This window comes from Sporosarcina sp. FSL W7-1283 (genome assembly GCF_038003105.1).
Classification (GTDB): Bacteria; Bacillota; Bacilli; order Bacillales_A; family Planococcaceae; genus Sporosarcina; species Sporosarcina newyorkensis.
Map to the genome: position 1 here is coordinate 1,199,162 of NZ_JBBOOL010000001.1, position 15,829 is coordinate 1,214,990.

17 protein-coding genes are annotated in these 15,829 nt (G+C 42.9%); 15 read left to right on the forward strand and 2 right to left on the reverse strand.

The genetic code is table 11. The features are described from left to right. Window positions 1–483: a pantetheine-phosphate adenylyltransferase gene (coaD, locus tag MKY93_RS05595; protein ID WP_040758278.1), complete on the forward strand. Its 483-nt coding sequence runs from the start codon at window positions 1–3 to the stop codon at window positions 481–483. A gap of 83 nt (window positions 484–566) precedes the next feature. On the opposite strand, the gene MKY93_RS05600 is transcribed toward coaD, so the two are convergent. Then, a complete protein-coding gene (locus MKY93_RS05600; protein WP_340758500.1) occupies window positions 567–1,454 on the reverse strand; it encodes a hypothetical protein in 888 nt (295 codons plus the stop codon). Between the two features lie 128 nt (window positions 1,455–1,582). Here MKY93_RS05600 and MKY93_RS05605 point away from each other — a divergent pair, with 128 nt between their 5' ends. Beyond that, window positions 1,583–2,629, forward strand: a complete 1,047-nt coding sequence (locus tag MKY93_RS05605; RefSeq protein ID WP_340758501.1) for a SepM family pheromone-processing serine protease — start codon at window positions 1,583–1,585, stop codon at window positions 2,627–2,629. A gap of 7 nt (window positions 2,630–2,636) precedes the next feature. On the opposite strand, the gene MKY93_RS05610 is transcribed toward MKY93_RS05605, so the two are convergent. Continuing rightward, on the reverse strand, window positions 2,637–3,848 hold the full coding sequence (locus MKY93_RS05610) for a nucleotidyltransferase (protein ID WP_340758502.1): 1,212 nt from the start codon (window positions 3,846–3,848) through the stop codon (window positions 2,637–2,639). A 117-nt stretch (window positions 3,849–3,965) separates the two neighbouring features. Between MKY93_RS05610 and MKY93_RS05615 the strand changes: the two genes are divergently transcribed. From MKY93_RS05615 to MKY93_RS05675, 13 genes are all read left to right on the forward strand, one after another. After that, entirely contained in the window at window positions 3,966–4,493 is a 528-nt protein-coding gene (locus MKY93_RS05615) for a YceD family protein (protein ID WP_340758503.1), read from the forward strand. Between the two features lie 24 nt (window positions 4,494–4,517). Further along, entirely contained in the window at window positions 4,518–4,691 is a 174-nt protein-coding gene (gene rpmF, locus MKY93_RS05620; RefSeq protein WP_009765612.1) for a 50S ribosomal protein L32, read from the forward strand. 80 nt (window positions 4,692–4,771) lie between these two features. Beyond that, window positions 4,772–5,575 carry an enoyl-CoA hydratase/isomerase family protein gene (locus MKY93_RS05625; protein ID WP_340758504.1) on the forward strand — a complete coding sequence of 268 codons (804 nt, stop codon included), beginning with the start codon at window positions 4,772–4,774 and terminating at the stop codon, window positions 5,573–5,575. 136 nt (window positions 5,576–5,711) lie between these two features. Continuing rightward, the gene (locus MKY93_RS05630) at window positions 5,712–5,927 is read left to right on the forward strand and encodes a biotin/lipoyl-containing protein (RefSeq protein WP_009765610.1); all 216 of its coding nucleotides are present in this window, start codon (window positions 5,712–5,714) and stop codon (window positions 5,925–5,927) included. 57 nt (window positions 5,928–5,984) lie between these two features. After that, window positions 5,985–7,496 (forward strand): acyl-CoA carboxylase subunit beta, encoded by a 1,512-nt coding sequence (locus MKY93_RS05635; protein ID WP_445683505.1) that lies wholly within the window; start codon window positions 5,985–5,987, stop codon window positions 7,494–7,496. Window positions 7,497–7,552: 56 nt separating this feature from the next. Then, entirely contained in the window at window positions 7,553–8,449 is an 897-nt protein-coding gene (locus MKY93_RS05640; RefSeq protein ID WP_009765608.1) for a ketopantoate reductase family protein, read from the forward strand. Then, window positions 8,449–8,829, forward strand: a complete 381-nt coding sequence (locus MKY93_RS05645) for a DUF3397 family protein (protein ID WP_340758506.1) — start codon at window positions 8,449–8,451, stop codon at window positions 8,827–8,829. Before MKY93_RS05640 ends, MKY93_RS05645 begins: the two co-directional genes overlap by 1 nt. An 86-nt stretch (window positions 8,830–8,915) precedes the next feature. Continuing rightward, window positions 8,916–10,532 carry a bacillithiol biosynthesis cysteine-adding enzyme BshC gene (gene bshC, locus MKY93_RS05650; RefSeq protein ID WP_078817819.1) on the forward strand — a complete coding sequence of 539 codons (1,617 nt, stop codon included), beginning with the start codon at window positions 8,916–8,918 and terminating at the stop codon, window positions 10,530–10,532. A 194-nt stretch (window positions 10,533–10,726) separates the two neighbouring features. Further along, window positions 10,727–10,918, forward strand: a complete 192-nt coding sequence (locus MKY93_RS05655; RefSeq protein ID WP_340758507.1) for a hypothetical protein — start codon at window positions 10,727–10,729, stop codon at window positions 10,916–10,918. 882 nt (window positions 10,919–11,800) lie between these two features. Then, entirely contained in the window at window positions 11,801–12,232 is a 432-nt protein-coding gene (mraZ, locus tag MKY93_RS05660) for a division/cell wall cluster transcriptional repressor MraZ (protein ID WP_040758850.1), read from the forward strand. Between the two features lie 17 nt (window positions 12,233–12,249). After that, entirely contained in the window at window positions 12,250–13,182 is a 933-nt protein-coding gene (gene rsmH / locus MKY93_RS05665; RefSeq protein ID WP_340758508.1) for a 16S rRNA (cytosine(1402)-N(4))-methyltransferase RsmH, read from the forward strand. Between the two features lie 18 nt (window positions 13,183–13,200). Continuing rightward, window positions 13,201–13,572, forward strand: coding sequence for a cell division protein FtsL (ftsL, locus tag MKY93_RS05670; protein ID WP_078817816.1), 372 nt, complete (start codon window positions 13,201–13,203; stop codon window positions 13,570–13,572). Further along, window positions 13,569–15,785 carry a penicillin-binding protein gene (locus tag MKY93_RS05675; protein WP_340758509.1) on the forward strand — a complete coding sequence of 739 codons (2,217 nt, stop codon included), beginning with the start codon at window positions 13,569–13,571 and terminating at the stop codon, window positions 15,783–15,785. The genes ftsL and MKY93_RS05675 overlap by 4 nt, the downstream gene beginning before the upstream one ends. The last annotated feature ends 44 nt before the right edge of the window (window positions 15,786–15,829 follow it).

A 15,829-nucleotide genomic window follows, 5' to 3' on the forward strand; every position in this document is an offset into this window, starting at 1 on the left:
ATGTCAAAAATCGCAATCGTACCGGGAAGTTTTGATCCGGTGACGAATGGACATTTAGATATTATACAAAGAGCAGCCAGGACATTCCCGCAAGTGCATGTGGCGGTCATGAATAATTCTTCTAAGAAACCGCTTTTTACAGTGGAAGAACGGATTGCGCTGATCCATGAAGTAACTTCTCAGTACGACAATATAACCATCGATTCATCTTCAGGACTACTCATTGATTACGCGCATAAAATCAATGCATCTGTTATCGTCCGTGGCTTGCGGGCGATCTCAGATTTTGAATATGAAATGCAGATTACGTCTATGAATAGAGTGTTAGATGAAAGTATTGAGACGTTTTTCGTTATGACGAAGAGCCAATATTCTTTCTTGAGTTCTAGTATTGTTAAAGAGGTTGCTCAGTATGGCGGCGATATCTCTTCTCTCGTTCCGCCGCATGTGAATAAGGCATTGATTGAAAAATTCCGTAAGTAATAGATAGTTGAAAATTAGATATACTACAGAATGGTTATGATGGATTTTTCATCATAACCATTTTTCCTTAGTATGGTAACTACTTAATAAATCAAGATAAACAGCAGAGGGACCAGAACGGTATTCCAAGCTCTTCCGATGATGTAGGGTAGGATGCTGATGCCGGCACCTTTTGCCAGCGTCATGACTTGTATGTGGATGCTCAGACCGTTAATTGAAATGATGGCAGCTATGAGCATCGGATACATTGCGTCACCGCTAAAATGTTCCGTGGCGGACTGAACACCAGAAGTCATTTCAAAGACCGCTAATAATAAGGTTTTCGAAATACCCATATCGATAGGGAAAACACTCGAGACTAAATGCGACAGGACATTTCCCAATGAAGAAAAGAAAATCACTGTAGTGGCTACCAACAAAATGACTGAAGAGCTATCTTTAATTGAACCCAGCAGAGGAGATGTCTTTTGATCGCGTTCAACAGGTGGCTGCGGCACTGTCTTCACCCGTTGTTTCCTCAAAAACACCAGCAGTAAAAGGAAGAACATAATATTCGCCAAATGTATGGCGATAAGCAGTTTCCAGCCGCTCGCTACGCTACCGAAAAGTTCGTTCCCAACAAATCCGATTATAAACATCGGTCCAGGCGCATGACAGGACGCAAGCAGCAAACTGCTTTCGGTTGTAGAAATCTCTCCGTTCTTCTTCATTTCGCTGACTGTCACAGCACCAACCGGAAAACCTCCGAAAGAACCGAGTACATACGCTTTTATGTATCTGCTCCACTGACTCGAAGAAAGATGATTGCTGGGCATTTTCAATAGCCATTGCGTTAAAATGATATAGGGCAGCAAGTAGGGCAGCAGGGCATGGACAAATAATTGAGCACCTGAAACAGCGCCTTCGTGTGCAATATCGGGCTGGATAATGAAGAGGATGATCAAAGCCCAAATGACCGTAACATTTATCATAGGCAAGTGTGGCGGATAGGAAAATGGCTATTCAAATCTCTCTCTCCTTCCTATATTTTGAACTACAATGAAATCTACCGTAATATATATGTTGTATTCGTACAGGCTATTAATGGAGGTGTGCTTTTATGAAGATGCGTAAGTGGGGGATATTGGCTGTAGTCCTTGTCCTCGTAGCGGTTCTGGCCTTATATCCATTAGATATGTATATTTCCCGGCCGGGAGGCGCTTATAATTTGGAGCCGCTTGTAGAAGTGGCGGGAGGAGATTCAGACGATCGCGGGACTTTTAGTCTTATGACCATCGCAATTGGGAAAGCAACGCCTATAACTTACGCGTTTTCATTTGTGTCAGATAAAATGAAACTGATGCCTGCCACAAAAGTGAGAAGGCATGGGGAAAGCGACGAAGAATACTCTGTGCGGCAAAAAAAACTAATGACAGACTCCAAAATACATGCGATTTCTGTCGCGTTTGATAAAACGGGACTGCCGATGGAACGGATTTTTAACGGTGTGTATGTTGCTGGAGTGATCCCGAACGGGGCCGCTGACGAAAAATTGCAAGTCGGTGATTTGATTGAGTCGATTGATAAAAAAAAGCTGTCTTCTGCTGAAGAATTTATGGATGAAATTAGCGCAAAAGATGAAGGAGCCGAAGTAAGCCTTCAAGTAAAGCGTGGAGACCAGAAGTTGACTATTCCTCTGCAATTAAAAAAACTTCCAGGAACCGATCAACGCGTGGGTCTCGGCATTCAATTCGAAGAACAGATTGAGCTTCAAACGGAACCGAAAGTGGATATCTTTACAGAAGACATCGGTGGTCCTTCAGCAGGCCTGATGTTCACGCTAGAGCTGATGAACCGCTTGTTGGATGAAGATTTGACGAAAGGATATAATATTGCTGGAACAGGAGAAATGTTGGAAGACGGATCGGTTGGGCGAATCGGTGGAATCGACTTTAAAGTAATTGCGGCAGATCGCCAGGACATCGAGATTTTCTTTGCACCTGACGATGAACTGCCTGAAGAAGTTAAGAAGAAAAATCCGCAGTTGGTGTCCAATTATGAAGAAGCAAAAGCGACTGCAGAAAAAATCGGTACCAAAATGAAAATCGTACCCGTAAAAACAGTGGATGATGCGCTGCGCTATTTAGAACAGTTAGAAGAAAAGTAAAAGGACGTTAGAGAAAAATCGGCGGCGTCCTATAATCCTTTCCGAGCGTAAGGGCAGGTGATTGGATGCCGGACATGTAAATATCCGTACTTTTTACATCCATCAGCAAAGCAGGGTCGGACAGCGAAGCCACTCTGCTGACAAGGGGTAATGGCAGTTGTTTCTTTATGGAACGTAAATAGCTTCGTCCCGACACTGTCATGCCGAGCAATCGGATATAAGAGGGATCTGTGATTTGCTCGCGTGTAGCTTTCCGATAACCTGTTAAAATATGAACGAGCATTCGTTGGATACTCGTCCACGTGTAACGTTTGGATTTGACAGCTTGCATAAACCCTTGAAAAGTGGTCTGTTCTTTTGCTGCGCGAAAAAAAGAAAATTCAATGCCCTCTCTAATGTCAGCGATTTCTATAAGCCGTTGTGGCTCCTCGCGAAGAATGCTATAACGGAGAAGGGGATAAAGCGCATCCCAACTATGAAAACCATACAGATCTTCCCAGTTTTTCAATAAACGATAGCTTGTTGACGGCATAAAAGGTTGCACGTCTTCAGCCGATTCGTTTGTGAAAATGGACTTCCGGATGCTTGTCGCACTCGCTATGGAGTCGGCAGGCAAAGCGGGATCATGGTAATGCGTTCCTTTTCGTTCGATTGTCAGCGGGATCATGGAAGAGTGGATGTCATTTGCTGCTTGCATATAATGAAATCCTAAAATGTTATTTGGTTCGGATAAATCGGCTAAGTCGATCGATGTATCATGGGATATGGCTTCATAGCCTTTTCGCAATGCGTTCGGATAGCTTATCCCCTCTCTCATCGCTTCTTTTATCACATTTTCGTAAAGTTGCTGATGTGTAGAAATTAATGTGAGACTGTTCGTAAAAGGTGCAATGGATCCTTCCTCGCTGCCAAAACAAAAATAACTGCAATACAGCGCGTCAAGAAGTTGGATGGCACCTTTGGCGAACTGAGGAGCATGAGCAGTAGCAAATGCATACGGCAGTTCGATGACGAGGTCGGCTCCGCCGGCAAGTGCCATTTTTGTCCGTGTCCATTTGTCCACTATGGCAGGTTCTCCGCGTTGCAGGAAGTTTCCGCTCATGACGGCAATAATGGTGTCGGCGTCTGTTTGTCTTTTTGCCTCTTGTAAATGGAAAAGATGGCCATTATGAAATGGATTATATTCGACTACAATTCCAGTAGCTATCAATGGAATCATCCTTTCTGCTTGTGTATAGTGAATTATAACGTTAAGCTTGATGAAGTGACAAGAAAATATCTTGACATCCATTATTTAAAATACTATAATCAACATTGTTGTCTTGAGGTGATAGACATGAAATGGTCCATTCATCAATTACGGAAACATAGGCAAGGCCCGCTACTGCTTGACGAAGCAGTAAATTTAGATTCCGTCAAAAAGCGGAATGAAGAAATTAGGGCAATTCAGCCTGTTCGAGTAAGCGGAACATGTTCAATTGGTGAGAAAAAGTTAACATGCCAGCTCCGGCTAGAAGGTTCGATGATTTTGCCTTGTGCACGTACGTGGGAAGATGTCGATTATCCTTTCTCCATTGAATCGATAGAACAATTCAGTTGGGATCAGGAAACGCTTTTGACAGATGATGAAATTCATCCTGTTGAAGGAGAAATAATCGATTTTACGCCTGTATTGGAAGAACTCATTTTGCTTGAAATCCCGTTACAAGTATTCTGCAAATCAGCAGAAGATATGCAGCAGGCAGAAGGCAAAGGATGGTCCTATACAACCGATGAAGAATTGGAAGCGAAACGGCAAGCAGAAGAAAAAGTAGATCCTCGTTTAGCGGGATTGGCTAATTTTTTTGAAACCGATAAAGAGTAAACCCTTATAAGGAGGTGCCCCCCAATGGCAGTACCAAAAAGAAGAACTTCTAAAACGAAGAAAAATATGCGTCGAACTCATTTCAAAATTGAAGCGCCAGGTATGACTACTTGCGAAAACTGTGGCGAAATGAAATTGGCACACCACGTTTGCAAATCATGCGGACACTACAAAGGAAAAGACGTTGTAGGCGAATAATTTAGATTCTACACAGCGAATAGAAGACTGCCCTGAGACCATGGCTCAGAGCAGTCTTTTTTGTTTTTCTTAAAAATGGTATGCTAAGTGGAAAAGGGGGAATTGTTTTGTCTTTTTCATTTGTAATCGAACCAACCATAAATGGGGAGTCCATTGCGTATTTTCGTATCATGAGACCTGAAATGAGAAATGCGGTTAACTATGACGTTATGTCAGGTTTGGAAGAATTCTTGGATCGGATTGAGGACGACCCGGAAATTTCATTTGCAGTCATTTCTGGTGAAGGCAATTTGGCGTTTTGTTCGGGGGGCGACCTAAGTGATTTTCATGGCTTCCAAACAGCGGAGGATGCTTGGCCGATGTTAAGCAGAGGAGCTAAAATTCTCTATCGTATTGCGACATTGCCGATGCCGACGATTGCCTTAATAAATGGAGCAGCAGTTGGCGGTGGCTGTGAGCTTGCCACGGCTTGCGATTATCGTCTGGTTGCCTCCCATGCGAAGGCAGGTTTCATTCAAGGTACTTTGGCAATTACTTCGGGCTGGGGCGGAGCTACATTATTGTTCGAGAAGAATAGCCCTCATGATCAACTTCTTCAGTTGACAAGCAGAGCGAGTGTTCATTCGGCAGATAAGTTGAAAGAACTCGGATGGGCTACGGAGGTCTATAATGGAGATGCTGATGCGGCTTTGGATCAATTTTTAGCACCTATGCTAAAAGTGCATCGCAATGTACATCGTGCATATAAATCTATCGCGACAAGAAAATGGCAGGCGAATAATTTGAGAGAAGCGATGCAAGAAGAAGCGCGTGTCTGTTCTGTGCTTTGGGAAAGTGACGCGCATCATGAGGCAGTTCAAAGGTTCTTGACTAAAAATAAGTAAAGTTTGACAACCGAAAAACATACACTGTTGGGGCACTATCTATTTACTTGTAAACGATTTCATAAATAAGTTACACTAAATGGAATAAGCCTTATGCAACAACCATCTCGACAAATAGAATACGAGGAGTGATTGTATGCAAGAAGTGAAAGCTGCTATGGCAGGCACGATTTTTTCGATTGAGATAAAAGTGGGAGATGTTGTAACGAGAGGACAAGTCGTTTTGATCATGGAATCTATGAAAATGGAAATCCCTTTGGAAGCGGAAGTTGACGGCACCGTTACCGCAATTAACGGGAATGAAGGCGATTTTGTAAACGAAGATGATGTGTTGGTGACAATCCAATCTTGACGGAAGGTGGGGAGTTTATTGACAAACAATTCGACAGAGACAGCTTATAATGCAAAATTGAAGGAAAAGGCCAACCGAGTCTTTACTGGCGGAGCCGAAAAATATCACAATAAACTTGAATCGCAAGGAAAATTATTTGTCAGAGACCGCCTTCGCTTGCTGTTTGATGAGGGGAAATATGCGGAAGATGGCAAGTTTGCCAATTGTGAAGCAGTCGACCTTCCAGCAGACGGAGTCGTGACAGCGACAGGTAAGATAAATGGGCAGACAGTCTGTGTCATGGCCAATGACTCCACTGTAAAAGCAGGTTCGTGGGGAGCACGGACGGTTGAAAAAATCATACGCATTCAGGAAACTGCTGAGAAACTACGGGTTCCGCTGCTGTATTTAGTGGATTCTGCCGGCGCCAGGATTACAGACCAGTTGGATATGTTTCCGAACCGCCGAGGGGCAGGACGGATCTTTCACAATCAAGTTCGCCTATCGGGTATGATTCCGCAAGTGTGTATTTTATTTGGACCATCGGCTGCTGGCGGTGCGTATATTCCCGCATTCTGTGATATTGTCATCATGGTTGAGGGAAATGCGTCGATGTATTTAGGGTCGCCTCGGATGGCAGAAAAGGTCATCGGAGAAAAAGTGTCGCTTGAAGAGATGGGCGGCGCGCACATGCACTGTTCAGTCAGTGGATGCGGGGATGTCTTGGTTGAAAGTGAAGAACAAGCGATCGTTGAAGCCCGGAGATATCTATCCTACTTCCCGGCACATTACGAAGCCCCTGCCAGGGCAGCGAAGCCTGGAGAAATAAAGGAAGGACGTTCACTGGAAGAAATTATCCCTGAAAATCAAAACGCACCATTCGATATGTATGAAGCGATCGATCGATTGGTTGATGAAAATAGCTTGTTTGAAATTAAAGAGCTGTTTGCCGCGGAAGTGATTACGACACTCGCCCGGCTTGACGGTCGTCCGGTCGGAATTATCGCGAATCAGCCAAAAGTAAAAGGCGGCGTATTGTTTGTTGATTCGGCAGATAAAGTGACCAAGTTCATCACGCTTTGCGATGCATTCTCCATTCCGCTGCTTTTCTTAGCGGATGTCCCTGGCTTTATGATCGGAACGAAAGTCGAGCGGCAAGGAATTATTCGCCACGGTGCCAAGCTCATCATGGCGATGAGCTCCGCAACCGTTCCCAAAATTTCTGTGATAGTACGTAAAGCGTACGGAGCAGGCTTATACGCAATGGCAGGTCCTGCCTTTGAGCCGGATGTCTGTATCGCGCTGCCGACTGCCCAAATAGCTGTCATGGGCCCTGAGGCGGCTGTCAACGCGGTGTATTCCAATAAAATCGAAGCGATCACCGACCCGAAAGAAAAAATTGTATTCATTAAAGAAAAACAGCAGGAATATAAACAGGAAATCAATATTTATAAAATGGCTTCTGAAATGATCATCGATGAAATCGTTGCGCCGCATAAACTTCGAGAAGTACTAGCGGATAGGTTTGCATATTATGAAACGAAAGAAATCGCTCGTCCCCCGAGAAAACATCCCGTTTATCCTGTATAATAGAGTCAATCGAGAGAGGCGCCTTTGATGGGTCTCTCTTTTCAAGGAGGAAAAATATGCGGTTTGTAGTAGTAGGTGCAGGCTCCATAGGGTTATTGATCGGCTCTTATTTGGCGCAAAATAAAGCAGACGTGACATTTTGGGTGCGGCGGGAAACGCAGGCAACCCAGCTGAAGCAAGGCTTGATTCGATTGGATGGTTCTAAAGCGCGCACCCGTTTTGAAGTGGCTGCCGTGACCAATATGGAAGATCTTCCGCTAGACGCCTTATGGATTATTGCAGTGAAATATGATGCATTGCAAGAGGTATTGCCGGCTATCAGCAGCCTGCCGCGACAGCCGGATTTGCTATTTATCCAAAATGGTATTGGTCATTTGTCGCTCGTCGATCAATTTGAACTTGGCCATGTTTCCTTCGCCACAGTAGAACACGGGGCAGGAAGAGTGGACGATCGAACGGTTCTTCATAATGGGATCGGTCCGATCACGATCGCCGTGGATGAAAAAAATGAACAGACAATCAAGTGGCTGGAAAAAATTGATCCACAGTGTTTTCCTATACAAATACAAGAAAATGCCGAGAAATTGCTGCTCAGAAAAGTGTTGATCAACTGTGCGATTAATCCGCTGACTGCGATCTTGCAAGTGAGGAATGGACAGTTGACGGAAAACTTTCATTTCTATCAGCTTTTTCGTCAGCTGTGCGAGGAATTACTCACCAATTTTCCGGAGATGGAAGATATGTTGACATTTGAGGACATCGCATTGGTCTGTCAAAGGACAGCCAATAATCAATCCTCTATGCTAGTGGATCGAATAAAAGGAAATGCGATGGAGATTGAAACGATTGTTACAGCAGTTTTACATAAAATTGAACAAAGGAAAGGGCACGCCCCAATCTTGAAAAATCTTGAAATGATGCTGCTCGGTATTAATGGGAGTGAAGAAAGCTAATGCTGCAAAACATACTTGGCGGACTTTTGTTATTTCCGTTTCTCATATTAATCGTCTGTTTGATACTTTCAAAAAAAATAGGCGTATCGCCGTCGAGACGATTCGGTTTTGCTGTTGATTGGACTACACCATTTTTAGGCGTTTCAGTGACAGTGCTCATACATACGATTTGGGACCAGTGTCTTGGGTTCTATGTAGCAGGAACCGTCTGTATTTTGGCTATTTTATTTTCTATTGTTGAGCGTTTACAGATGAAAGAATTTCGGACGTTTCTTGTACTCCGCAAGACATGGCGAGTCTACTTTCTGCTTTTGACATGTGCATATATTCTCTTGCTCGGGATAGGGATTGCATTGCAAATCATACAATATGCCAATTGATCAACATCTCTTCAGGCGTATCTATTCAACCTGTCTGAGTGAGATGATATACTTGCGTTAGTATTTGACATAAAGGAGTTTATGAGATGGAACTGGACACAATGGAATTGCCAAGAAAAAACAAATTAATGGAAGCTTATCAACATGATCCTCAATTTTCTCATAGATTTTTCGATTATGAACTGTCGGCTGCTGGATATGAAGCCAGAGCACAGGAGCTGATGCAACGTTCTTTCCAAAGGGCCGAGCTTGCAGCTGTGATCGAACAATATATGCAGCCGCACGGAATTTCCCCGCTAGCAGCGCAGTATATTAAAGAGCTTTCTTCAGACGCATTCGTAGTGATCGGCGGTCAGCAGGCAGGGATTTTAACAGGACCTTTATATTCTGTACATAAAGCGGTTTCGGTCATTTTAATGGCTCGTCAGCAAAGAGAACTTCTTCAGAAACCTGTTGTGCCCGTTTTTTGGATTGCAGGAGAAGATCATGATATTAATGAAATCAATCATACATATACCGCGAACCTAGGGAAGGCGGTGAAGCGGCAATTCAAACAGCCGACCGTGCTGAAAACCATGGCTTCAGATACCGTGTATGACCAGAAAGAACTGACTGCGTTTATCAAAAAAATCTTCAAAAGCTATGGAGAAACAGCTTACACGCATGATTTATTGGAGAACGTACTGCGAACTGTGGAGGAACAGCAGACGTATACCGGATTCTTTACTTCGCTAATGAACGAGTTGTTCACTCAGCATGGTTTGTTATTTCTTGATGCTGCCTACAAACCGCTTCGTCAGTTGGAGTCAAAGTACTTCTCGCAAATGATTGAGAATGCGGATAAAATGGCTTCAACCATTTATTCGGCAGAGCAGGACCTGCATGCCATGGGTCATAAAAAGCCGATCGAATCCGAAGCGCAGGATGCGAACCTGTTTTACGTGCATGAAACAGGCCGTGTGCTGCTGAAAAGAAAAGCGGGGAAATTCGTTAATGAGCAGACGGGTCTGTCTTTTTCAGAGGAAGAGATGCATGAAATCGCAGCCGAGCAACCTTGGTTGTTAAGCAATAATGTGGCAACACGGCCACTCATGCAGGATCTCGTGTTTCCGGTTCTGGCTTTTGTCGGAGGGCCGGGGGAAATTGCGTACTGGTCATTATTGCGTGAGGCTTTCCATACGCTGGGGATCCGTATGCCCGTTATCGTCCCAAGATTATCCATCACATTAATTACGAGAAAAACGCAAGAAGCTTTGAAACAGACAGGTTTAACAATCAATGAAGTACTTGATGGTCAACTTCCTTGGCGCCAAGAACAATGGATGAATGAGCAGCGGGATGAACAGTTCGACTCACTTCTTGAGGAGTCAAAGAAACTGCTCGAATTGCAGTATGAGAAGATGCAATCCCATTTATTGAAAACGGATCCAGGGCTGCTGCCTGTAGTGAAGAAAAATCTCCAGTTCCATCAGAGTCAATTTGATTACCTTCAAAAGACGAAAGAGCAGTCCATCTTACGGAAACATCATGTGCAATATGAGCGCTACCAGACGCTTAGTGAACAGCTCTTCCCGGAAGGTTCTTTGCAGGAACGCTTGTATTCACCTTACTTTTTCATCAATCAATATGGGGAAGGATTCATCGATCAATTACTGAAACAGCCTTATCAATTCGATGGTTCTCACCAATTGGTTTATCTCTGATCTACTAATAGCGTGCCTATATATTTAAATGCCCAGCTAACTCTCCAAGGATTAGCTGGGCTTCTTAATCATGCCTGTTTGTTAGTGAATTCATAAAACATCCTTTGAAGTTATTATTAGCAACTCTAATCGACTGATTTTTCACTCAAAATTTGTTAGAATATAAATAATAACTAGAAAGGAAGGGATTAGAGATGACACATCAAGACAGAACTAAGATCAAAATAGACAAGGATAAAGAGATGCGGACAAAGGAAATAGCAAAAATGATCAGCGAAGGTGGTTTAGGAGCTGAAAAATATTATGATATTAAGATAAAATCTTCAGCAAATGAGAAAGAAAGAGAGGCGAGTGAAAAACCGGAAAAAAGTAAAGAAGACCACTAGAAGTTTGCTCATTTTTAGGTTTTTTTAAAAAAACCATGCATCATTATCACCTTAAAAGCAAAGTGATTATTTCGACAAACAGAGGTTGGGACAAAAGGGTTCCAAACGATTAAAAAACCGAACGATTACAAAACATTCGATCATAGTTTTGTAATCGTTCGGTTTTTTCTAATGCAAAAGTATTGCAGACTTGGAGCCGCCTATGGAATTTCCGCTGCGGGAAAATCCTAACCGCACGCTAAGTAACCCGAACTTTATTGTGTTTTTTGCGATCGTTCGTCTTTCATTATGAACAAATTAGTTTTATCTTAGCCCTGTTTGTTTATCTAAATGCTACATAATACGGATATAAAACTACAACCCGCACAAACTGTAGTGCACGGCATAAACCTGTCTATCCAATTGAATGGTTGGCTGATTGCAAGATATCTGCACATCCATCCATCTATCTTCCTCAAAGTTACACTTCATCCTTTCCCATAGCACATTTCATGACCCTATCTGTAAGTTAATTCAGCACACATCATATACCTCAATAAGAAAATATGGTCTTCCAAAATTCGTTAAGGTTCCCCCTTCGACGGAGAGATCGACAGTGACTGACAAGTTGTAGGTCAAAAGTCACTTTAGGAGCTTCAGACTTTCAGGAGAGCTTTTTACCGGAGCTTGAAAGATTTTGAAAGTATGTACGCTGAACTGAAATTGATTAATAAACTCGCAGAACATGCGGAAAAACATGAATACATAGCGAGAAAACGCGCAAACCAATAACTAAAGAAGTACTATTGACACATTTTATTAATTATGCAAAGAAAAATAGCCAAGTGGGTGGAGGAAAGTGGGGGGATGTGGTACATTATTTCATATAGTGGGGTGAAGGGTATGTTCATGGGGGAATATCAACATACGATTGATATGAAAGGCCGTTTAATCGTTCCTTCCAAATTTCGGGAACAGTTAGCAGAAGGCTTTATTTTGACCCGCGGACTAGACAATTGTCTATTCGGATACCCACTGGATGAATGGCAACGACTCGAAGAGAAGTTGAAAGCGTTGCCGGTTACGAAAAAAGATGCCCGAGCATTCACTCGTTTTTTCTTCTCAGGGGCCGCTGAAGTAGGGCTTGATAAGCAAGGCAGAGTAAATATTCCTGCCAACTTGCTGGAGTTTGCTAAGATTGAAAAGGATTGTATGGTCATCGGCGTATCAAGCCGAATCGAGATTTGGTCTACAGAACTTTGGGAAGCGTACTACGAGGAATCAGAGGAATCATTTAACGACATTGCAGAAAACCTTATTGATTTTGATTTTTGAAAGCAGGCGTTGTAATTATGTTTAACCATACAACAGTTTTATTGCATGAAGCCGTCGAAGGCTTAAATGTAAAAGAAGACGGTATCTATGTGGATTGTACCCTTGGCGGTGCAGGACATAGTGAAGAAATTGTTAAGCTTCTTTCTCCGAAGGGTCAGCTGATCTGTTTTGACCAAGATATGACAGCTATTGAAGCAGCAAAGAAAAAATTAGAAAAATATGCAGCGCAAGTGCAATTTGTTCATGCAAACTTTAAAGAACTTAAAAAAGAACTAGAAAGTCTAGGTATTACTGAAGTGGACGGCATTTTGTATGATCTCGGCGTTTCATCACCACAGCTGGACACGCCCGAAAGAGGTTTTAGTTATCATCATGATGCACCTCTCGATATGAGAATGGACACCTCAGCCCCCTTAACGGCATATGAAGTGGTGAATGAATGGCCGTATGAAGATTTGGTGAGAATCTTTTTCCGCTATGGCGAAGAGAAGTTTTCAAAGCAAATTGCCCGAAAAATTGAGGAAGCACGAAAAAATGAACCAATCCGCACAACAGGGGAATTGGCGGAGCTTATCAAAACAGGTATTCCAGCCGCAGCCAGAAGGACAGGCGGACATCCGGCTAAACGAGTCTTCCAAGCGATACGTATTGCAGTGAATGATGAGTTGGGAGCGGCAGAACAGTCGCTGACAGACGCATTAACCGTACTGAGGGAAAAAGGCCGGATAAGTGTCATTACATTTCATTCGTTAGAAGATCGTTTATGTAAAAATATCTTTAAGGAAGCAGCGTCTATGCCAGACCTGCCGCCTAATTTACCTGTAATACCAGAGGGAATGGACCCGGATTTTAAGCTGATTACTAGAAAGCCCATCGTTCCTACAGATGAAGAAATCGAACGTAATAAAAGGGCTAGATCAGCAAAATTACGGATTGCAGAGAAAAAGTAGAAAAGGGGAAATCGAGAAATGGGACTAGAACAACGGAAACTATACACTCCACATACGCCGGAAGTCGAACAGCATACACCGAAAGAACAACAGCATGTTGTCCGCCGTGTCAAAAGACGTTTTTCTAAAGGCGAAAATATATTGTTCGCTTTATCTGCAGCATTTACGATCTTTCTTTCTTCGATGCTCCTACAAACGCATTCCGATTTAAATGCTGTGAATAAAGAAGTACAATTACTGAATTCAGAAATTGATGAAACTACAAAACAGAATACCGAATTGTCCATCCAAGTGAGCGATAAGTCTACGTATGAGCGCATTTGGAAAAAAGCACAAGAAAATGGCTTGAACCTCAACAAGAACAATGTAAAGGTCGTGCCGGGACGATGAAGAAGTTTCGTTTTCAATGGGGAGCCTTTCTAATGTTTGTAGTATTCGGAGGGCTCTTTTTCATATTATTCGGCAGAATTCTTTTTATTCAGCTGACTGGCCAAGTAGACGGCAAAGAACTAGCCAAAATCGCGGCGAACCAATATGAAAAGCATAGTGTTTTGCAGGCGAATAGGGGGTCTATCGTAGACCGAAATGATGACCCGATTGCATCCGATACACTCAGCTACCATGTAGTGGCAGTATTAAGTGAAGCTGCGAGTAAAAATAGTAAAAGAAATTATCATGTGGTTGATTATGAAGAAACCGCAAAAGTGTTAGCGAAGTATATACCCCTTGAAGAGCAGGAAATCTTGGCGAAAATGAAAAATGCTAAAGAGGGTACTTGGCAAATTGAATTTGGTCGAGCCGGTAGGGATTTAAAACGTGAAACAGTTCTCAAGATGGATGAGGAGCTTGAACGCAAAGGCTTGACGGGAATTTTGTTTGTGGAAGGCAAGAAACGATTTTATCCGAATGGCCGTTTTGCTTCTTATCTAGTAGGCTTTGCTCAAAAAGAAGAAACCGAAGATAAGAAAGCTATAACCGTCGGCAAGATGGGGTTGGAAAAGACGTATGATAAGCAATTGGCCGGAAAAGATGGAAAGGTAAATTACCAGTCTGATAGCTGGGGATATATCTTGCCATCGACCAATAAAAAAGTGGTGCCACCTAAAGACGGCCATACAATCAAGCTAACAATCGATAAAACGATTGAAAACTTTGTAGAAGAAGCGATGGACCAAGTTGAAAAAGAATATGCACCCCAGAAAATGTTGGTAGTCGTATCCGATCCGAAAACAGGTGAAATTCTAGCGATGAGCCAACGACCGACATTTAACCCGATGACGAGGGAAGGGTTGACGGAAAACTGGCTGAACGATGCAGTAGAACAGACAATCGAACCTGGTTCTCCGATGAAGATGTTCACATTGGCTGCTGCGGTCGAAGAGAATAAATGGGATCCAAATGCATACTTCAAATCGGGATCCTACAAAATTTATGACCGAATCATTCGTGACGTCAACGGCACAGGTTGGGGGACGATCACTTTCCTCGAAGGACTTCAGCGCTCTTCCAACGTAGGAATGGCCTATTTGCTTGAGAGAATAGGCGATCGAAAATTCATTGAATACATTCATGACTTCGGCTTTGGAAAACGTGTCGGAATTGATTTGCCGAACGAAGCAAAAGGTGTTGTGCTCGATAATTATCCGGCAGAACGCTTAACCACATCATACGGTCAAGGTTCTACTGTTACGCCGTTGCAAATGATTCAGGCAGCTTCTGCTATTGCTAATAACGGCGTCATGATGAAACCATATGTCATTGATAAAATTATCGACCCGAATACGAACAAAGTTTTAGAGGATCATAAACCGGAACAAAGCGGCTCTCCAATATCTGCTGAAACAGCGAAAAAAGTGCGAGAAATATTGGCTACTACAGTAACTTCAGATAAAGGGACCGCACAAAAATACAATCTGCCGAATTATGCAGTAGGCGGGAAAACAGGGACAGCTGAAATTCCTAGAAAGAAAGGTCCGGGATATATGTCCGGCTTTGGCAACTATCTGTATTCATTCCTTGGAATGGCACCAATAGATGATCCGCAACTATTGATTTATGTGACAGTACAACAGCCAAAATTAAAGGCTGGAGAATTTGGTTCCGATCCTGTATCGAAAGTGTTCAACCCGATTATGGAAAATAGTTTAAAGTATTTAAACATCGCTCCGGAAAATGAAGCGGAAATACCAGTCAAGAAAGTCGGTAATTATGTGGGGAAAGATGCCAAGACAGTTGCAGGACTTGCGCAGCAGGAGGGCTTTAAGCCGATCACTATAGGTGAAGGCGGAAAAGTGACAGAACAAATCCCAGCGGCGGGAACGAAATTGACGGAGAACTCAGTTGTTCTCTTGAAAACATCTGGAAAAACAACTCTCCCAGATTTCCAAGGCTGGTCTAAAAAAACAGTGCTGTCGTTCAAACATCTTTCCAATCTGGATATACGGATAAACGGTGAAGGGTATGTAGTTGGTCAAAGTGTAACCAAGGGGACGAAAGTAAGCGCCGATGACCCAATTGTCATTGAGTTGCGTACACCTGAAGAACAATATAACGATAAGAAGTCTAAAGAGCAAGAAGAAGAGGAAGTAATCATGGGCGGCTAATGAATAGGGCGCATTCCGGTGACATACCTTAGTAGAAAAACAAA